Source organism: Pseudomonas sp. HP_14 (assembly GCF_055283875.1).
Genome location: NZ_JBTOQI010000022.1, coordinates 22,427 through 42,290, shown reverse-complemented (window position 1 = coordinate 42,290; position 19,864 = coordinate 22,427). Strand labels below are relative to the sequence as shown.

The 19,864-nt window shown below is 56.7% G+C and carries 16 protein-coding genes and 1 tRNA gene; 10 read left to right on the top strand and 7 right to left on the bottom strand.

Annotated elements, in window-relative coordinates; translation table 11 throughout:
- Nucleotides 1-126 precede the first annotated feature (126 nt).
- The 7 genes from ACYASS_RS14880 to ACYASS_RS14850 all read left to right on the top strand — a co-directional run bounded on the left by ACYASS_RS14880 (nt 127) and on the right by ACYASS_RS14850 (nt 8,525).
- Nucleotides 127-3,258 (top strand): dermonecrotic toxin domain-containing protein, encoded by a 3,132-nt coding sequence (locus tag ACYASS_RS14880; protein ID WP_463586692.1) that lies wholly within the window; start codon nt 127-129, stop codon nt 3,256-3,258.
- 132 nt (nt 3,259-3,390) lie between these two features.
- A complete protein-coding gene (locus ACYASS_RS14875) occupies nt 3,391-4,872 on the top strand; it encodes a sensor domain-containing diguanylate cyclase (RefSeq protein WP_463586691.1) in 1,482 nt (493 codons plus the stop codon).
- The gene (locus ACYASS_RS14870; RefSeq protein WP_463586690.1) at nt 4,869-5,102 is read left to right on the top strand and encodes a cysteine-rich CWC family protein; all 234 of its coding nucleotides are present in this window, start codon (nt 4,869-4,871) and stop codon (nt 5,100-5,102) included. Before ACYASS_RS14875 ends, ACYASS_RS14870 begins: the two co-directional genes overlap by 4 nt.
- Nucleotides 5,103-5,617: 515 nt before the next feature.
- Complete coding sequence (locus ACYASS_RS14865; protein ID WP_463586689.1) at nt 5,618-6,310, top strand: pseudouridine synthase; 693 nt, start codon at nt 5,618-5,620, stop codon at nt 6,308-6,310.
- 301 nt (nt 6,311-6,611) lie between these two features.
- Nucleotides 6,612-7,505, top strand: a complete 894-nt coding sequence (locus ACYASS_RS14860; protein WP_463586688.1) for an alpha/beta fold hydrolase — start codon at nt 6,612-6,614, stop codon at nt 7,503-7,505.
- Nucleotides 7,506-7,672: 167 nt separating this feature from the next.
- Nucleotides 7,673-7,746: transfer RNA gene (locus ACYASS_RS14855), tRNA-Gly, on the top strand.
- 275 nt (nt 7,747-8,021) lie between these two features.
- On the top strand, nt 8,022-8,525 hold the full coding sequence (locus tag ACYASS_RS14850) for an OsmC family protein (RefSeq protein WP_463586687.1): 504 nt from the start codon (nt 8,022-8,024) through the stop codon (nt 8,523-8,525).
- Between the two features lie 269 nt (nt 8,526-8,794).
- Here ACYASS_RS14850 and ACYASS_RS14845 read toward each other — a convergent pair whose 3' ends face one another.
- The 4 genes from ACYASS_RS14845 to ACYASS_RS14830 form a co-directional block, all read right to left on the bottom strand.
- Nucleotides 8,795-8,920, bottom strand: coding sequence for a hypothetical protein (locus ACYASS_RS14845; protein WP_463586686.1), 126 nt, complete (start codon nt 8,918-8,920; stop codon nt 8,795-8,797).
- Between the two features lie 60 nt (nt 8,921-8,980).
- On the bottom strand, nt 8,981-10,072 hold the full coding sequence (locus ACYASS_RS14840; RefSeq protein ID WP_463586896.1) for a D-alanyl-D-alanine carboxypeptidase family protein: 1,092 nt from the start codon (nt 10,070-10,072) through the stop codon (nt 8,981-8,983).
- 191 nt (nt 10,073-10,263) lie between these two features.
- Nucleotides 10,264-11,634, bottom strand: coding sequence for a sensor histidine kinase (locus ACYASS_RS14835; RefSeq protein WP_463586685.1), 1,371 nt, complete (start codon nt 11,632-11,634; stop codon nt 10,264-10,266).
- The gene (locus ACYASS_RS14830) at nt 11,618-12,295 is read right to left on the bottom strand and encodes a response regulator transcription factor (protein WP_243246321.1); all 678 of its coding nucleotides are present in this window, start codon (nt 12,293-12,295) and stop codon (nt 11,618-11,620) included. Before ACYASS_RS14830 ends, ACYASS_RS14835 begins: the two co-directional genes overlap by 17 nt.
- A 158-nt stretch (nt 12,296-12,453) precedes the next feature.
- On the opposite strand from ACYASS_RS14830, the gene ACYASS_RS14825 reads away from it, so the two are divergent.
- Complete coding sequence (locus ACYASS_RS14825; RefSeq protein WP_463586684.1) at nt 12,454-13,251, top strand: substrate-binding domain-containing protein; 798 nt, start codon at nt 12,454-12,456, stop codon at nt 13,249-13,251.
- Nucleotides 13,252-13,345: 94 nt separating this feature from the next.
- Here ACYASS_RS14825 and ACYASS_RS14820 read toward each other — a convergent pair whose 3' ends face one another.
- The 3 genes from ACYASS_RS14820 to ACYASS_RS14810 form a co-directional block, all read right to left on the bottom strand.
- Nucleotides 13,346-14,614: an OprD family porin gene (locus ACYASS_RS14820; RefSeq protein ID WP_463586683.1), complete on the bottom strand. Its 1,269-nt coding sequence runs from the start codon at nt 14,612-14,614 to the stop codon at nt 13,346-13,348.
- A 194-nt stretch (nt 14,615-14,808) separates the two neighbouring features.
- Nucleotides 14,809-16,113, bottom strand: coding sequence for a CitMHS family transporter (locus ACYASS_RS14815; RefSeq protein WP_463586682.1), 1,305 nt, complete (start codon nt 16,111-16,113; stop codon nt 14,809-14,811).
- Nucleotides 16,114-16,237: 124 nt separating this feature from the next.
- Nucleotides 16,238-17,323, bottom strand: a complete 1,086-nt coding sequence (locus tag ACYASS_RS14810; RefSeq protein ID WP_463586681.1) for a 4-oxalomesaconate tautomerase — start codon at nt 17,321-17,323, stop codon at nt 16,238-16,240.
- Between the two features lie 167 nt (nt 17,324-17,490).
- On the opposite strand from ACYASS_RS14810, the gene ACYASS_RS14805 reads away from it, so the two are divergent.
- Both ACYASS_RS14805 and ACYASS_RS14800 read left to right on the top strand, forming a co-directional pair.
- The gene (locus tag ACYASS_RS14805; RefSeq protein ID WP_463586680.1) at nt 17,491-18,381 is read left to right on the top strand and encodes a LysR family transcriptional regulator; all 891 of its coding nucleotides are present in this window, start codon (nt 17,491-17,493) and stop codon (nt 18,379-18,381) included.
- A 582-nt stretch (nt 18,382-18,963) separates the two neighbouring features.
- Entirely contained in the window at nt 18,964-19,785 is an 822-nt protein-coding gene (locus ACYASS_RS14800) for an alpha/beta fold hydrolase (protein WP_122665470.1), read from the top strand.
- Nucleotides 19,786-19,864 lie beyond the last annotated feature (79 nt).

Here is a 19,864-nt window from a genome sequence, read left to right as displayed (position 1 = left end):
CAATCTGTAGTTTGTATATTGTTCATGAGTGCAAAGAGCCTTGTGCTTGAGCCCCATACATAATTAGCCCAATCACGAAAAACCAGCCGACATAGTGACGCTTCAACTCACTACATCGGCTTTTTCATGAATGATCACACGCTGCACACAGACGCTCATCGCCAACGCCTGGAGAACCTCACCAAAAGCCCCGGTTTCAAACTCATCGCCCATTCGCCTCTGCTGCTCAAAGCCACCCAGCTGGACATGGACTACCCTCCCACCCTGCGCACTTACATACGCGAGCAGTTGAAGCATCTGCTGCAACAGACCACCGGTAAAACACTGTCCCCCGACAAGCTCAGCATCCGCTTTCGCACTGAAACCAACCCTGAAGTCGATGATCAAGGCCGTGAGCGTTACTCGCGGCGCATGACGCTGACCGATATCGGCGTATTGTCCTTCAACGGCGCGATGATGCGTGCGCTTCTGCAGTACACCTTCGCAGACAAGCCTCTGGATAAATCAACTCCTGCTCTTACCGCACAGGCTGCACTCAACCTGATCATCAATAGCCGCTGGTTCCTCGACTACCCCGCGCTGATGGAAAGTTTCTGGGCCAGGCATCGGGGCACTTACCGGGCGCTGGCCAAGCTGTCTTTTCTGGACAAGCTGGCGCGGCAGTACGCTCGCAAACAGATCACGCGCGAAGGCTATGAGCTCGCTCTGGACGCCTTGGGGCTCGAGGCATTCCCGGACTCGGCAGCCTGCCTTGAAATATCCGCCCGAGGACAGCGCGCCGTTGCGCACCTGCTGTCTATCAACGACCAGAATCTACCCGACGCGTTTCAGATAAGGTCGAACAACACATCACATTGCTTTATCCACATGCCGGGGGGGCGAACCGCGCCTGTGGAATACATCAGCGACGTACCTGCGCACATGAGTAAAAAGTTCGTCGATGCACTGAGGACGCTCCCCGGCTTACATGACTACTCCGGGCCAGCAAGACTGACGGAAATCAACGGTGATATTTTTTCGGCTATCACCGCAGCCCAGGAAAAACGCTGCCGGGACTATATCGAGACACAGGTCGGCTTAAGCGCTCAACCCCATCCATTCAAAACCATAGAACGTGGCCTGAGTCTGCTCGGCGCGGTGGATATATGGCAGTCCGCCCCCGAAGTTCTGCAGCAGATCCCGGTTCCCTTGACCACTGCCGCCAGAATCATGGCCAAGGCATTGCGGGAGAAACATCAATGGGGGGTTAACCCCGATCAAGTGTTCATTCGTTATCTGCGGGGGCAGTCCACCACTCCGCTAGGTGACGCCCGTCATCCCGCCCTCGACATTCAGGTCCCGGATGAAAAGCCCATCAGTCTGAGCGAGGCCCTGGTAAGCAATTACCGCGTCGCATCGCCAGTCGGCTACATCGATAACGGAGGCCGTAATGCGGTGTATCTCGACGTCACCGGCACGGGCAAGTGGGACGCCCGGCAAGAGCTGCCCATGGACGCTCAGGCCATTGAAAATGTCATTCGTGAGATCAACTTTCTGAACGTGATGCACCAGGAAATCGATGAGTTCTGGGCGCAGCACAAGGCAGCCATCGAGGCGACCCTGCAGAGCCAATTCGTGACCCAAGCATTGCTATGCCTCAAACACCGCACTGTGCAGCGCCACGGGTTCGATCTGATCGTCAACGCGTTGGAGCAACTGAACATCAAAAACCGGGGCGATCGGGTCCAATGGTCGATACCCGGCGTGTATCTACAGCACTCCTTGTTCGACGGTCCGACCGCCCAATACTGCCCAAGCCTTTTGGTACTGAGCCGTCCAGACAAAACGCAGCGGGTGCTCTATCAGGCAGGCGCACTCAAGGCGTTCGTCGAATTCGAAAACGAGGAGCTGCTCAATCGTTACCTGCGCCATGCTGCACGCAGTCAGACGTGGCGAGGAACGCTTCTTGATTACGTCCCCGTGCGACACCACGAGCGGCTCACTTATATTTTTAAAGTCTGGGCTGGTGATCGTCTGCCCAGCGAACCGGTTTCTTTGTTACGCCCATGGACTGACGTGTTGATCAATCAAGACACGCGCAAGGTTCTGGCGCGGGAACTGAGTGAGCAGAACGTCACCGAGTCACCCTTCGCCCACATTGCAAGCATGCTCAGGCAGAACAGCCTCTGGAACGCGGATGACACGGTGGTCACCTCCCAAGAGGTCTCACTTCGCTACTGGACTCGCCAGCTCCACCACCTGCAGTTTCTGATGGCCCCCATGTCAATACTGCTGACACCTGCGTTGATTGCCTCACTGGCGATCGAACTGGGGGTAACAGCACTGAATATCAGCTCGGCGAACCTACCGGGTGCGCGTTATGCCGAGAAGCAACAGGCGTTGCTCAGTGCCCTGTCTGTGGGATTACTGCAGTTGCCACCTGCCATGCCCCGCCTGACCAATGCCCTGCGCAAACTGACAACACCGGTCAAACCTGTTTTAACGCCTGCGGTTGCTTCAGCATTGAGCACTAAAAATTTCAGCATCTGGCTCAACCGTTCGATGCTGAACCGGGAAACCCGTATGGAAAGTTTTTTCAGTACTGAGGCCGTGCTAAAAGCCTGGACCCTTCCAGGTCACCCCAGGTTTTCCACCCTGGCAGTGAAAGCCTGGAAGCTCAAACGCCAGTTTCTGCTGTGGACCGCCGAAACCCGACAAGCGCGCACACTGGTGGTCAGCAGCCATGGTTATTACCTGCCATGGAGTAAAAATGCAGCCATCCCGAATGGCACTGAACTGCACGTCTACGCACCGCATGGCCATGAGCTGGTCGATCCCGGATTGCATCGGGCAGTCAGTAAGCAGGCAAGCCCGTTCGCCCTTCTGGATACCCAGCGCCCAACACCCTCAACCTCAAGCTCACTGGCGCATCCCTACGTCTTGACCGACAAACTGCTGGCAGGGACTTCCCGGCCGGGAATGATAAAAAACTACACACTGGCAAAATTCCAGAGCCCTTACGGCGAAAGCTATCAGGACATCAGTCATGTCGTGCGCAACTCCAATCAGTCGCCGTTTAGAAACACCCTGTCGCCAACAAGCCCAATGGATGTACTGACGGTCAGAAATCGCTTCGGCATGCCGCCTCCTGATCTGGAGCATTTGTTTAACGCGTTATCTGAGGCAGGCATTCATTACGACAGGATTCTGCTGCTGCATTGTCGCTGTTCAGCGTTCAAGTCGATGCTTGGCCTCTCCCCCGTTTATAGAGTGCCATGAGCATAAAACTACGAACTTGCTGATAGCGTGAGCTCAAAATCGGCGAAAAACATTTAATGTCGCGATAGCGAAAAGAATTGCGGCGGGCTAGCATGCCTGCCTTCACGGACAGGCAAAACAATCGGACACGTTATGGCTTTTCGCTCTGCTGGCCCTTCGCAACGCTCACTTCTGTTTACGCTGGTGATCGTCCTGGGCTGTGGCTTTCTGGCAACGTCGCTGCTCAGTTACTACGCGTCACGCACGTCAATTCGCGACAACATCATCAATACCGAGCTGCCGCTGACGTCCGACACCGTGTATTCGGAAATCCAGAAAGACCTTGTTCGTCCTGTGCTGATCTCTTCGATGATGGCCCGCGATACGTTCATGCGTGACTGGGTTGTGGAAGGCGAACGCAACCCGCAGCAGATCACCCGTTACCTCAAGGAAGTCATGGACCATTACGGGGCGTTCACCTCGTTTTTCGTGTCCGACAGCACCCTGACCTATTACCAGGCCAAAGGCATTCTGAAGAAGATAGACGCCCGCGAGCCCCGGGATGTCTGGTATTACCGCGTCCGGGACATGGAGGCGCCTTATGAGATCAACGTCGATCCGGACATGGCCAACAAGGACAACCTGACGTTTTTCATCAATTACAAAGTATTCGACTACAACAACAAGTTCATTGGTGCCACGGGCGTCGGGCTGACCGTAGATGCGGTCATCAAGTTGATCGACCGCTATCAACAGCGCTATCAACGCAGTGTGTATTTCGTCGATACCTTTGGCCGTATCGTCCTGACCGGTGCGGACGGTGGCCCGCAGGGCGCGGCTATTGGCGAGTCCATCACCCAACTGCCGAGCATGTCCGACCTGCTGAGTAAAATGCCCAAACCGCTCAGCGGCACTTACGAGCACCGGGTCAACGGAAAGGAACACTTCCTCAACGTGCGCTACATACCGGAGCTGAACTGGTATTTGTTCGTCGACAAGGAAGAAGAATCTGCGCTGAACGACATACGCCACTCGCTGTACCTGAACCTGTCTATTTGCCTGGTCATCACGCTGATCGTGGTTTATCTGCTGAATCTGGTGGTCAGCCGCTTCCAGTACCGGATCGAAGCCCAGGCAACCCTCGACAGCCTCACAGGTTTGCCCAACCGCCGCGGTTTTAACCAGTGGGCACTCAAGACGCTCAAGGATGCACAGCGTGAGTCCCGCCCACTGACGGCGATGCTCCTGGACCTGGACCACTTCAAACGGCTCAATGACACGCACGGCCATCTGGCGGGCGATGAAGTGCTCTCCGGTTTCGCTGACGATCTGAAAAGCTGTCTGCGTCAGTCGGACATCATTTGCCGGTGGGGCGGTGAAGAGTTCATCATCCTGCTCAAGGGCACCGATACCGGCAATGCCCACGACGTCGCAGAAAAAATTCGTTTACTGGCCGAGCAGCACGCTTACATTTTCGCTAGTCACCCCCTGCACGTGACGGTCAGCATTGGCCTGAGCCAGTTGCGCCCCGATGACACGCTGCAAAGCCTGATCGCGCGCGCGGACAGCGCGCTGTACCGCGCCAAGCAAAACGGTCGCAACCAGATTTGCATGGAGGCTCCGCCGGTCTCATGAACACCTCTGCCGACACCGCTCAACGCTGCCCTGCCTGTGGTGCAAACAATGCGTGCACCCTGGCCGACCCGCGCACGGTGGATCAGGCGTGCTGGTGTTTTTCGGTGAGCATCGACCCGGCAGTGATCCGGGCATTACCGGAAGAACTGCGCAACAAAGCCTGCCTGTGCCCGCGCTGCGCGGGGATCAGTGATGCGCTTTTAGCCCGCACTGATCCGTACCCCGACTGAACCCTGGGGAAACTCTACGTAAACCTGCGATCTGTGGGAGATTCCATGTTTGCCTGCAAGCGCTTGTCTCGCCTCGTAGGACTGGCTTTAGCCGGGAGAGCGGTATTTCTGGGCGAATGATATTTAGCGAATGCCCCGACGCCCTCCCGGCTAAATCCGATCCTACGGAATTGCACCGTTATGTGGGAGCGAGGCTTGCCCGCGATTCATGAGACACAGCCAGAAGCCATATCGCGTTATCGTTTATCGTCGGAATGCCGCCCAGACCAAGCTCGGCTCCCACAGCCTTCGCGAAAAGGGCGGTGCATGCAAAATCTATTTGCCCATGGTCAATGGCGCCTGATCTGTAGCTGCCGAAGGCTGCGAATTGAGGTATGTCAGAAAACCGCCTTCGCAGCCTTCGGCAGCGCCTACAAAAATTGTTCCGAATCAGCGCCAGTATTCGCTTGAGCTAATGGATCTTGCGCGGGAACAGGTAACATACCCGACCTCCTCGCCATCACACTAAAATCACCATGCGTCTCGACCGTTTCCTCAGCAACCTGCCGCGTTTCAATCGCAAGGACGTACGTCTTGCGTTGATCGGCGGACGGGTCAAGGTGGACGGATTACAGATCAACGATCCGCATCACGATGTGCGCGAGTTCAGCCGCGTGGAGTTTGACGACGAAGTTCTGCAAGTCGGCAAGCCCGCGCGCTACTTCATGCTGCACAAACCTCAGGGCTGCGTCAGTGCCACCAGCGACCCGCAACACCCCACGGTGCTGGACTTGCTGCAAGAGCCCGACAAGCACGAACTGCACATCGCCGGACGGCTGGATTTCAATACCACCGGGCTGATGCTGCTCACCAACGACGGCCAGTGGTCCCGACGCCTGACCCAGCCCCAAACCAAGCTGCCAAAAGTCTATTACGTCGAAACAGAGCAACTGATCGACGAGCGTTATGTGCAGGCTTTTGCCCAAGGCCTGTACTTCGCTTTTGAAAACCTCACCACCCAACCGGCACAACTGACCGTACTCGGTCCACGTTGTGCCAGGCTGAGCATCGTCGAAGGCCGCTACCATCAAATCAAGCGTATGTTCGGCCATTTCGACAATAAAGTGCTGCGCCTGCATCGGGAAAGCATGGCTCATCTGAAGCTCGACCCGGAACTCGAACCGGGCCAATACCGCGCGCTAGAGCGTTGGGAAATTCAGGGCGTATAAGCCTTTCGCTACCGCTCGGCAGACCACCCAAACAAACTACGAACGGCACTTGCGGGTTACCGGATCCACTGCTTGAATCCAATCGTCGGTCCACATGTGACCGGCGAGTCATGCGTGCATTCCAAGAAACCTTTTGCCGCCCCGAGCCAACGCTCACGGCAAATCGCCCGCCAATAATAAAACCTGTCGGACAGATCGTTTCGGATCGACAAGGGCCCCTTTGCAAGGCAATGCCTACCTGTCACGAAACTCGTGCAACGTTGTTTGCGCGCACAATTTGTTTACGCCAGGAGACATACATATGAGGCCAGAAATCGCTGTGCTTGATATACAGGGACAGTTTCGGGTTCACACGGAGTTCTATCGGGCAGAGGCGGCCGAAAAGACCATCATCATGGTCAACGGCTCACTGGCCACCACTGCATCGTTCGCCCAGACCGTGCGCAACCTGCACCCGCAATTCAACGTGGTGCTCTACGATCAGCCTTACGCGGGCAAATCCAAACCACACAACCTGAATGAAAGGCCACTGACCAAAGAGCTGGAAGGTCAGATTCTGTTGGAGCTGATCGACCATTTCAACGCTGAGCACGTCATGTCGTTCTCGTGGGGTGGCGCGGCCACGCTGGTTGCGCTTTCTCACAGACCCAAGCGAATCGAAAAGGCAGTGATCAGCTCGTTCTCCCCAGTGATCAACGTACACATGCGTGATTACCTGGAGCGCGGCATCACGCACCTCAGCGTCCATGACCGCTATGAAGTCGGCAACCTGGTCAACAGCACCATCGGCAAACACCTGCCGCCGTTGTTCAAGCGCTTCAATCATCGCCACGTGAGTAATCTGGACACCCACGAATACGACCAGATGCACTTTCACATCAACGACGTATTGAACCTGGATACCGCGAATTACCTGACGGTCGCGCAGAACATCAACGTGCCGGTGCTGTTTCTGAACGGTGAGTGGGACGAGTACACCGCTGCCACCGACGCCCGGTTGTTCGCCCCGGTTATCCAGCACAGCACCTTCAGCACCCTACAAAGCACCGGGCACTTTCTGGACATGGAGCACAAATCCGCCTGCCGCGACTCGCGTGACGCGTTGATGGACTTCCTGACTCCACAACCTGACTCCCGCAGCCGATCAACCTATCACTACCAACAGGCCCAAACCGTACATGCCTTCGCCCTCTGAACCTGACGCACGACCGAGCAAGGGACCCCATCCGCCAGCGCAACACACACCACAACTGGCGAATGGGCTCCGTTCGGGTTTGGCAGGCAGGGGAGGAAAAACTGGAGGGGAAGAAATTAGCGCTTCAATTCAGCGTGCGGTTCTGGTACAAAGTCAGCCGCTTCAGAGCGGGTGTAGTTTAGTGGTAAAACGAAAGCTTCCCAAGCTTTAGTTGAGGGTTCGATTCCCTCCACCCGCTCCATTTCCTTCAAGGCTTCCGAGCCTTTCTTGCGTCACCTCAGTACCTTCCCTGCTTACTCTTATCGCTTCAGCCGCACTCGCCCAAAAACCGCATCAATACCTGACTGCACTGTTCCCTGTAGGAGCTGCCGAAGGCTGCGATAGCGGTGTGTCAGGATAAATGCTTCGCAGCCTTCGGCAGCTCCTGCAAGGAATGCGTTTCAAAAATGGCGCGCAGCATTGATGAGCCTTCGCGTTAACATCACTGCCGGGCACCTTTTCCCTTGGGAGCAGCAAATGGCAGACAAAGCACACTACTACGCCGTACAGGTCATCTGGACTGGCAATGAAGGCACCGGAACATCGTCCTATCGCGGTTACAGCCGGTCACATGTCATTCAGGCTGACGGCAAACCCTCCATTGAAGGCTCTTCCGACCCAAGCTTCCGGGGCGACCCAAAACGCTGGAACCCTGAAGAACTGCTGCTTGCATCTTTATCGGCCTGTCACAAACTCTGGTACCTCGGCCTGTGCGCCGAAGCCGGGATTGTGGTGCTTGAGTATGAGGACAAAGCAGAAGGCACAATGATCGAGGAGAGCAACGGCGCGGGTCAGTTCACCTCGGTTGTGCTAAAGCCGAACGTCATTCTGGCTTCGGGCTCCGACGTCGACAAAGCCCATGCCTTGCACCACACAGCCCATGAGAAATGCTTCATTGCGCGCTCGGTGAGTTTCCCGGTCAGTCATGCGCCAGTCATATCCGCGCCAGGCCCTCTCGCCAACAAGTTGCCTCCTACCTGATCAACCTGACACGACACTGCCCGGTAGGAGCGAACTTGTTCGCGAGGCCGTGTGCCTGAATCACCGCGTCAGGCCCTCTCGCCAACAAGTTGCCTCCTACCTGAACAACCTGACACGACCCTGCCCGGTAGGAGCGAACTTGTTCGCGAGGCCGTGTGCCTGAATCACCGCGTCAAGCCCTCTCGCCGACAAGTTACCTCCTACCTTGAAAGCGGCAAGTCTGAAACTGTACGTTGTCGGGGACAGGGTTTCCAATTGGCCTCGGCCGCTTACATCGACAAAAACCGCGTCGCCCTTCTCCACCATGGGCGTTTCTCGCGGGTTTCGTGGAGCAGGATGTTGGGCATGTCTCGCAGGCGAATCCATGACTCGTCCTGCCAATGCAGCAGGTTCATCGAGGTACCGTCCCAATCCAGCACACCGAGGATGGGCCGTTCACTGCGGCCAGTGTCGACTCAATCAGCCCCTAGATCCTCAAACCATCCCTGAAACAGCAACCGCACCGCATCCGTCCAGCGGGTCCACCAACTACCCTCTTCAACACCTTCCAACGCGATCAACGGTCGGGTCACCAGCTTCTGCTCGCCGTCAAACACGTCAACGCTGCCGACCACTGCGCCTTTATCTACCGGCGCAATCAGCGGTGCGTCGATGTGGATTCGGCTTTCCGGCTTGTGCGAGCCTTTGGGCATGGTGAGCGTGATGTCGTCGAGAACGCCTACGGCGAGGGACTTCTCCGCCCCCTTCCAGACTCTTGGGCTACTCAACGGCTGAAGCGCTTTCTCGAAGGTCTGGTTTTCGTAAAACCGGAAACCATAGGTTAGGAGTTTCTCGGTATCCGTCGCACGCGCCAGCGCCGAACTGGAGCCAAACACCGCAGTGATCAACCGCCGGCCATCCCGCACGGCAGAGGTGACCATGCAGTAACCCGCTGCCTCGGTGTGGCCGGTCTTGAGGCCATCAACGGTTTTGTCACGCCAGAGCAGCAAGTTGCGATTGGGTTGTCGAATGCCGTTCCACGTGAAGTGCTTTTTCTTGTACAGCGGGTAGTACGCCGACTCATCGTTGATGATCGACTGCGCCAGTATCGCCATATCATGAGCGGACGAGTAATGGTCGGGTTCCGGCAGGCCTGTCGGGTTATCGAAATGGGTGTTGGTCAGCCCAAGACTGTGCGCAGTTTTATTCATCAGGCTGGCGAAGCTGTCAGTGCTGCCTGCGATGTGTTCGGCCAAAGCAACGCTCGCGTCGTTACCGGAGTCGATGACGATGCCTTGCAGCAAGTCATGAACGCTGACGGTGCTGCCCGGATCCAGGAACATTCTGGAGCCTTCGGTGCGCCAGGCGTTTTCACTGACGGTAACCGGTTCGTCCGGTTTCAATTGCCCGGCCTGAATATCCCGGGTGGCCACGTACACCGTCATCAATTTCGTCAGACTGGCGGGAGGCAAACGCTCGTCCGCGTCGTGTTCAACGATGACATGACCCGTGTTGGCGTCCATCAACACCCAGGCGCTCGCTGACAACTGGGGCGGCGAAGGAATCATGGCGCCCGGAGACGGATCGGCCACGCCGACATTCGCCCAGAGGGTGCAAACGCAGATCAGGCTGATCCGCAATATCAATGGTTTCACAGAAACAGGTCCGGGTTGGCAGAGGGTCCGCCAAACTAGGTGATGACCTGCCCCGTCTCAAATTAAGCAAAGTTAAGAAAAGTTTAAGCGCGCCAACACGTTAGCTAAATCCGCGGACAATCGATAACCACCCGCGTGCCGCCTGATTCAGAAGCGTGAATCCGCAAGCTGAACGCGTGCAAACGAACGACCGCAGCCACAAGAGAAAGGCCAAGCCCGTAGCCCGGTTGCTGACGACTGGCATCCCCCCGATATAACCGGCGCAACACGCTCTCCCGCTCGGCTTCGGGGATGCCCGGACCGTCGTCAATCACTTCGATGCGCAGCCCGCCCTCCATGGCATACGCCTGGAGGCAAAGATGCCCACCCGGCGAGGTGAATTTGATCGCGTTATCCAGCAGATTAGTCAGCGCCTCAAACAGCAACGCCTGATCGCCCTTCATGACAGGCAAACCAGCACCCAGCTCAAGGGCCAGTAGCTGGCCTTTCTCCTGCGCCATGGGCTCATAGAATTCGTGCACTTGACGAAGCAGTACGTCGGGTTGAAAAGGCGCAAAGGCCAGTCGCCGTCGCGTGTCTTCCAGCTCGGAAATCCTCAGCAAGCCCTGAAAACGAAACATGATCGCTTCGCTCTCTTCCAGCGCAAGGTTTAAGCTCGATGCATGAGCATCGGTCATGGGCAATTGTTGCAGTTGGTAAAGCCGCGCGCGCAGACGGGTTAACGGCGTGCGCAGGTCATGTGCGATGCCATCACACACGCTTTTGACCTCATGCAGCAAACGCTCGATATGTTCGAGCATGGTGTTGACGGCGTTGGCGAGCATGTCCAGCTCATCTCGCGCGGGCGACAGTGGCAGACGCTCCGAGAGGTTGCCAGATACGATGCGCTCGGTGCTGCGCTGTAGCCGTTCGACACGACGCAATGGCCTGCGTCTGAGTAATTGCCAGCCGATCAAACCGGGTATCAGGGTCAGAGACAGTCCCCAGAAAAGTGCCTGACCGATAATGCCTGCGACCGCCGAGATAGAACCGCCGTCACGGGCCAGCACCAATATTCGACCGTCCTTGCGACGCTGCAGAAACGCATGACTGCTACGTGTTTCACTCAGCGTGTCGGCGATTCTCAAACCGCGTTTGAGGTAGTGCACGCGCCCGTCATCCGGCAGGCTCGATCTCAGTTTCAACAGGTTGCCAGCCACATATTGGCCGTTGCCTTCAAACAGGCCATAAGCGTCGATGCCGGGAATCGAGTAAGACTCGCTGCCCTGTAGTTCATCGACCAGATTGGCATCGTCGATCTTCTGGTAATAGTGCGCGCGCTGCATCAAGGTCCGCTCGGCCACCGTGCCGAGATAACCGGAAATCTTCCAGTACAGAACGCCGGTGAACACCGCGCCCCATGCCACGAAGAACAACGCGTAGAGGCCGATCAGCCGGCTGTTGCTGGAGCGCCAGCGCTCAGTCCTGGGTGCCAAGCACGTACCCCGATCCACGAATGGTATGAATCAACGGCGCACCGGGGCCTTCGATCTTTTTACGCAAGCGGCCCATGTGTACATCAATGATGTTGGTACCGGGATCGAAGTGGTACCCCCAGACTTCTTCAAACAACATGGTGCGCGTCACTTGCTGCCCGGCATGGCGCATCAGGTAGGTCAGCAGTTTGAATTCAGTGGGCAGCAACGTGATGCTCTCGCCGGAGCGCGACACGCTGTTTTCGATCAGGTCGAGGGTCAGGTTGCCAACGCTCAATTGATGAATCTGAGACTCGCTGGTCGGACGTCGCAACAGCACTTCCAGGCGCGCAACCATTTCGACCATCGAGAACGGTTTGGTCAGGTAGTCATCTCCACCGCAGCGCAGCCCTCTGACGCGCTCATCAACATCAGATAAGGCGCTGATCATCAACACCGGCGTGCGAATGCCGAGGCTGCGCAAGGTCGTGACAATCGTCAGGCCGTCGAAGTCCGGCAGCATTCGGTCCAGAGTAATGGCGTCATAGCTACCAGCAATGGCCATCGCCAGCCCGTCACGCCCGGTACTGGCGCGCTGCACATTAAAACCATGAGCCTGCAGCTCGGTGGCGATGGACTGTGCGGTCACCTCATCATCTTCGATGACCAGCGCCTGATTCATGATTATCCCCGCTGAATGTCCGCGCGTGCGGTGTGAAAAACCGCGAGCCTAGGGATCTGGCCACGGTGGGTAAACTAAATATTTATTAACGGAAGGTAACTTTGCCATGTCGACTGCGGCGCTTAGTGTCGCATTTTTTCGTCAACGAGTTCCCTGCCATGCCAAGACTGCTCACACCCCTCGCCTTTTCATGCGCACTGTTCGCTGCCCTCACCGCCAACGCCGCACCGGCACCGGCACCGTCTCCAACCACGTTAACAGTACTCAGCTCTGGCGGCATCATGGGTGCAGTTCAGGGCATCGCACCGGACTATGAGAAAGCCACTGGAGTAAAGCTGAACATAGAAGCATCGCCGTCCATGGGGAAAACACCTCAAGCCATTCCCAACCGCCTGGACCGAAAAGAACCTGCCGATGTGGTGCTGATGGTCGGTTCTGCGCTGGACAAACTGGTGGCGCAAGATCGGGTCGATAAGTCCAGCCGCGTCGATCTGGGCAAATCCTACATCGCCATGGCCGTGAGCAAGGGCGAGAACAAGCCTGATATCTCGACCATGGAGGCGTTTCGCAAGGCGTTGCTCGACAGCAAGTCCATCGCCTACTCCGACAGCGCCAGCGGCGTTTATCTCTCGCGCATCCTGTTTCCGAAAATGACCCTTGGCAATGATTTCCAGGCCAAGGCGCGAATGATTCCAGCCGAACCCGTAGGCGCCGTTGTCGCCCGCAAAGAAGCGCAAATCGGCTTTCAGCAGCTCAGCGAACTCAAGCCTGTTCAAGGCATCGACATCGTTGGCCTGATCCCGGACCAGGCACAGCAGATGACGCTTTATTCGGGTGCGGTTACCCGCTCGACTGAACATGCAAAAGAGGCTCAGGCGCTGCTGAAATACATGGCCTCCAAGGAAGGCGCTAAAGCCATTGAAGAAAGCGGCTTGAAGCCGGTGACAACCCGGTAAAAAAGTGCAAGAAATCTGTAGGAGTGACCGGGGAGCGCGGCGTGTGGATGACGGGGGCGCCCCTGAAGAAAAGTATTTCAATTCAGAGGCCCCGTCACCAAAGCGCTATGTCATAGGTGATGTAGATCCGGTTGCTGTCACGACCACGAGCAAAGTCCGAGCGGTAAACGTAGTTACGCAGTTTCACTCCCAGCCCCTTTAATGTCCCGCCTTGCAGCACATACGCCAGCTCTGCATCGCGTTCCCATTCTTTCAATTGCGCAGCGCCCGACTTGCCGTTGTCGCCACTCAGATAGCGCGTCGAGAATGTCAGACCCGGCACACCTACGCGGGCGAAGTCATAGCCATAGCTGAGCATCCAGGTCTTTTCATCTTCCTCGATGAACTTGCCGATCCCGACGTTGCTGAATGAGTAAACGGTTGCGCCACTGATATAGGGCAAGCCCGCGTCGCCGCTCAAGGTCTGATAACCGCCGCCAAAACTGTGTCCGGCCACTGCATAGGTCAGTTGGCCACTGAGCATATCGTTATCGATTTTGCCGCCGCGTCCCCTCCCGGCATCGACGCTGTTGAAGTAACGCAGGTCGCTGGTCAGCACGCCTGAACCCAACGGCAAATCATGCTGGATCGATGCAAATTGCTGGCGGTAGAAGTTTTCCAGTTCGCCGTAGAAGTAGCTGAGTTTGATGTTTTTTCCGAGTTTGTAATCGCCGCCCACGTAAGAGAAGTCCGAACCTCGGCCGGTGAATCCGTCGGGAATGATTGAGCGGCTGTCCGACGAATCGCGCAGTTTGAATTGATCCAGGTGACCGCCCGTAAGCGTCAGGTTTTCAATGTCGGTGCTGGTGAATTGAGTGCCCTGATAAGTCTGAGGCAGCAGCCGTGCATCGTTGTAAATAAGCACCGGCGTCTTGGGCAACAGCGTGCCGTATTTCAGCGTGGTTTTAGCCAGACGCACCTTCGCTGCCGCGCCGAGGCTGGCGAACTCATCGGCTGCACGACCGTCGTCATGCACGGGCAACAAGCCAGTGCCGCTGCGGCCCTTGCCTGAATCAAGCTTGACGCCCAGCAAGCCCAGCGCGTCGACACCAACGCCCAACGTGCCTTGGGTAAAACCGGACTGATAGTCGAGCAGAAAGCCTTGCGCCCACTCGGTGCGTTCACTTTTGGCGGTACTGGCCGCGCGTGCGCTCAGGCCGTTTTCGTCACGGAAGTTCTCGTTGAAGTACACGTTGCGCAGTTGCAGCTTGAGCTTGCTGTCTTCAATAAAACCCGCGGCTTCCACGCCCGACCAAGGCAGCAAGGTCAACAGCGGCGTGCTCTTTATGAAAGTTGCAGTTCCACGCTTGGAAAACATACTCATGCTCAGTACTCATTGTTGTTATTGGAGATGCAGTGATCCGCACGCCCTGTCAGGGGCGTGTGGTTGGTTCAGTCATAAGTGGCTGCAAACAGAGTTGTTGTATGAGCTGCCGAAGGCTGCGAAAGCGGTGTGTCAGGATGACCGCTTTCGCAGCCTTCGGCAGCTTCTACAGAAAATGCATTTCAGTTTTTAAATCAAACAAACAACGTCAGCGCACCGGTCGCCAGCGCCAGAGCGGTGACTACCAGCGAAGTCAGGACCGCCCATTTCACCGTGGCTTTCTGAAAGTCGCCGATATCGCGGTCGATCATGCCCACCAACAGCAGAGTCGACGCAACCAGCGGGCTCATCAAGTGCACCGGCTGCCCCAGAATCGATGCCCTTGCGATTTCCAGCGGGCTGATGCCGTACGCGGCTGCGGCGTTGGCAAGGATCGGTACCACGCCAAAGTAGTAAGCGTCATTGGAGAGTACGAAGGTCAGCGGCATGCTGGTCAGTGCAACCACCAACGGGAACAGATGGCCCCACTCCGGTGGAATCCACGCCACCAGCGTTTGCGCCAGCGCATCGACCATTTTGGTGCCGGAGAAAATCCCGGCGAACACACCGGCCGCGAACACCAGTAGCACCACGGTCATGGCATTGCCGGAGTGAGCGAGGATGCGTTCCTTCTGAATCTCCAACTGCGGGTAGTTGATCATCAGCGCCAGCACAAAGCCGATCAGGAACAGAACCGCTGAGTGCATCAGGCCCATGACCAGCGCGACCATCACGACAATAACCAGCGCCAGATTGACGTAGGCCAGCTTGGGACGCTTGTGTGGCGTATCGCCCAGAATCGCTTCGATGTAGCAGTTACCGCCGCCGCTTTGCAGGTTCACATTACCGATACGTTTGCGCTCGGCACGTCCCAGCAAAAAGGCCGTGAACACCACCCACGCCGCACCACCGATCATGGTCGGCAGCAACGGGATGAAGTACTCCCCGGCGTCCAGCCCCAGCGCAGCAATGGCTCGCGTTGCCGGCCCTCCCCACGGAGTCATGCCGCTCATGATGCTCAAGGAAAGCATCGACACAATGCCGAGGATCATCGGGTTCATGCCGATGCGTTTGTACAGGGGCAGCATCGCGGCGCAGGTGATCATGTAAGTGGTGGTGCCGTCGCCATCGAGGGCCACGGTCAGAGACAACAACGCGGTGCCCACCGCAATTTTCATCGGGTCGCCATTTACGCGCTTCAGGATCTTTCGAATCAGCGGATCGAACAGTCCGGAGTCGATCATCAAGCCAAAAAACAGGATCGCAAACAGCAACAACGCGGCTGATGGCGCGACCATCTTCAGGCCATCGAGCATCATCTTGCCGGTGGTACCGCCAAAGCCGCCAATGACTGCAAATATTATCGGGACGATCGTCAACGCAACGATGGGCGACAAACGTTTGGACATGATCAGGTAGGTGAAGACCACGACCATGGCCAGGCCAAGAAAGGCAAGCATATGGATATTCTCTTGTTGTTATTTTCTGGCCAAGCGAATGCAGCCGGGCTTGCCGGGAACCGTCTGAACGATACCCGATCTGCTCGAATGGCGATCGATTGGAGTAGGTGTCACTGCAAAACTTTTAGCCAGCCAACCGTTGCACGGCAGGCGCATAAACTTCACCGGAAAAAAGCCGGCGCGCGGTCCGGATCACAGAGGCTCGAATCGTTTGTCCGTTCTCGCCGACATAAGTCAGGGCCACCTGAATCGAACCACTGGGATGCTCGATCCGGACCTGCTGCAAGCGCGATGAATCAGCCTCCAGGCCTAGCAACCTGGCGACAACGGTTCCATCACTGACGCACGCAGTAGCCAGACCGATCGAACCGGTAATGGCCAACGCCTTATGACAGTTATGCGGCATGAAGTAGCGAACCTTGAGGGTCCCGCCCGCATCGGGTTTCGAAACCAGTACGGGTTTGGGGATCACTTTATCGCTGACATCGCCCAGCCCCATCGCCATACCTGCGCGCAGACGCAAGGCTTCGAGTTTGCGCAGGAACTCCTTGTCAGCGTCCAGCTCCGCCGGTGTCTCGTCACCGCGTTTACCCAGCAGCGAGGCTTCGATGATGACCATCGGCATCGCCATGTCGATGCAGGTCACCGACACGCCATCAAGGATGTCAGTCTGCTGACCCGTGGGGAAAAGTTTGCCGGTCTTGCTACCCGCCGCATCAAGAAACGTCAGTTGTACCGGTGCCGCCGAGCCTGGCACACCATCGATGCTGGTCTGGCCCTCGTAGCTGACCTGGCCACCAGGCGTGTTGACGTCAGCGCAAACAAACGTGCCGGTGTTGAGGTTACGAATTCGCACCTGGGTGACATCGCCCCTGGCTTTGACCAAACCTTGCTCCACTGCAAACGGACCAACAGCACAGAGCATGTTGCCGCAGTTGGGCGCGGTATCGACACGGCGCTGGGACACCATGACTTGCACGAACAGGTAATCCACATCGGCGTCTTCGTGGGTCGAAGGGCTGACAATCGCTACCTTGCTGGTTTGTGGGCTACCGCCGCCGATGCCGTCGATCTCCAGCTCATGGCCGGAGCCCATCAGCGCCAGCAAAAGCTCATCACGTTCCGCAGTCGAAACAGGTAAATCACTGGCAAGAAAAACCGGCCCCTTGGAGGTGCCGCCGCGCATCAGGACGCAGGGAATCGGTTGCATATGTGCAGACTCTTGTTGATCAATTGGGGTCATTGATGTGTTGAAAGCAAGAGTCCCACGGATGTTTTCGCTTATCCAATGCAAAGATCGTAGCGATTATTCCACTTTGGTAAATAATAAATTAACCTGACAAACGCCCATTACCAACCACCTACAGGAGAATAAAAGTGGAATATGAGCTGCAAGATATTCGATCGTTCGTGAAAATCGCCGAACTGGGTAGCTTTCATGAAGCTGCTGAAGTACTGCACATTTCTCAACCAGCGTTGACTCGACGCATAAAGAAGCTTGAACAGGGATTAGGAACTTCATTGCTGGACCGCACTACGCGCAGGGTCAGTCTGACCAGCGTAGGCCGTGACTTTTTCCCGAAGGCGCGACGCCTGCTCGACGATTTTGAAGACTCGATTCTGAACATTCGAGAATTGGCAGAACGGCAGATTGGTCAGGTGACGCTCGCTTGCATCCCCACCGCAGCGTTCTACTTTTTGCCTTCAGTGATTCGCCTGTACAACGAACGTTATCCAAAGATCCGCATCCGCTTATTGGACCTCAGTGCCAACGAAGGCCTGGAAGCAGTACTACGCGGGGAAGCCGATTTCGGCATCAACATGATGAGTGGACAACACCCGGATATCGAGTTTGTGCCACTGGTCAAAGAGCCCTTCGTCCTCGCCTGCCGACGTGATCACGAACTGGCAAAACGCGAGTCTGTGTCTTGGATCGAACTCAGCGAATATCGCCTTATTGGTGTGGGCCGTCTGAGTGGCAACCGGATGATTCTTGACCATGCATTGGCGGGTTTGAGCTGGCGGCCCAAATGGTTTTATGAGGTGCAGCATTTGTCGACCTCATTGGGGATGGTCGAAGCAGGTTTGGGCATTTCAGCCATGCCAAGCCTGGCAATGCCGGCCGAAGGCCATCCGACATTGGTGAGCGTGCCACTGGTTGAGCCGGTGGTCGACAGGACCCTTGGTCTGGTATCGAGGCGCGGGGCTTCGCTGTCTCCGGCGGCAGAGAAGTTTGTGGCGATGCTGCTGGAGCAATGGCCGCAGTGACGCTGTCGCGGAGCAAGCCCGGGAGCTGAGCTCACCTCGCCTGCAATTCCGCCGCCGCGGCCTTACGCTGCTCGTGAGCGCCAACAGCGTCTGTACATTTCAATCTGCCTAATGCGCCTCCACTGTCAACACCAGAGCGACAATCAGTCAGTTCCTGCCTCGTTATTCTTTCTCGCTTAGCGCCGTATAGTTTTGCTCAGACAACAGCACATCCGTTACATCGGTGTTGTTGATTTCGGGTTCAACTCGGACTGTATTTTTGCGTTCCGGTTTATCACTTAAAAAGCTGCAACTACCCAAGTTAAGTACCAGGCCCTGATGCCTGTTGCGCAATCGTCGGTTGCTGCAACCCCCGCTCATGGATTGAGCTAACGTCTTGAGTCAGCCTCTCGTGCCCAGCCGAGAGCTGGAGGTTTTATGTCAGAGAGCAATACCCCCCCAAATACCCCGACGAGTTCACGCAGACAAGTTCTCAAGGTTGGCGCCACTGCGCTGGCTGCAGGCTCACTCTCGGCAATGGCCATTGGCAGCAACGTTGCTCAAGCGGCAACTAACGCCCCTACCGGAAAAGGACATAACGACATGACAAGTTTCACTACCAGCGACGGCACTGAGATTTTCTACAAGGATTGGGGCACGGGCCAACCGATCGTTTTCCACCATGGCTGGCCGCTCAGTTCCGATGACTGGGACGCGCAGATGCTGTTCTTCGTGTCCAAAGGCTACCGGGTAATCGCTCACGACCGTCGCGGTCATGGCCGCTCGACCCAGACCGCCACCGGCAACGATATGGACACTTACGCCGCTGACGTGGCAGCGTTGGTGACTCACCTGAAGCTCAAAGACGCCGTGCACATCGGCCACTCCACTGGCGGTGGTGAAGTCGCTCGTTATGTCGCGCAGCACGGTGCTGGCCGCGTAGCCAAAGCCGTACTCATCGGCGCAGTGCCACCGATCATGCTCAAAACTGCCAACAACCCAGGCGGCCTGCCAATGAGCGTGTTCGACGGCTTCCGCGCAGCACTGGCAGCCAACCGGGCGCAGTTCTACAAAGAAGTGCCGATCCCGTTCTACGGTTACAACCGCGAAGGCGCCAAAGTCTCCGAAGGCACCAAAGACAACTGGTGGCGTCAGGGCATGATGGGCGGCGCCAAAGCCCATTACGACTGCATCAAAGCCTTTTCGGAAACCGACTTCACCGAAGACCTGAAAAAGATCACCGTACCGGTGCTGATCCTGCATGGCGATGATGACCAGATCGTGCCGATCGCAGACTCCGCCGAACTGTCCATCAAACTGGTCAAGAACGGCACGTTGAAAGTCTATAAAGGCTATCCGCACGGCATGTGCACGACCCACCCGGAAGTGATCAACGAGGATCTGTTGGCGTTCATCAAGGGCTGATGTTTTTTGGGTTGAACCCAATCCTGTAGGAGCTCACCGAGGTTACGAGGCCAGCGATAGCGGAGTGTCAGACAAGTCG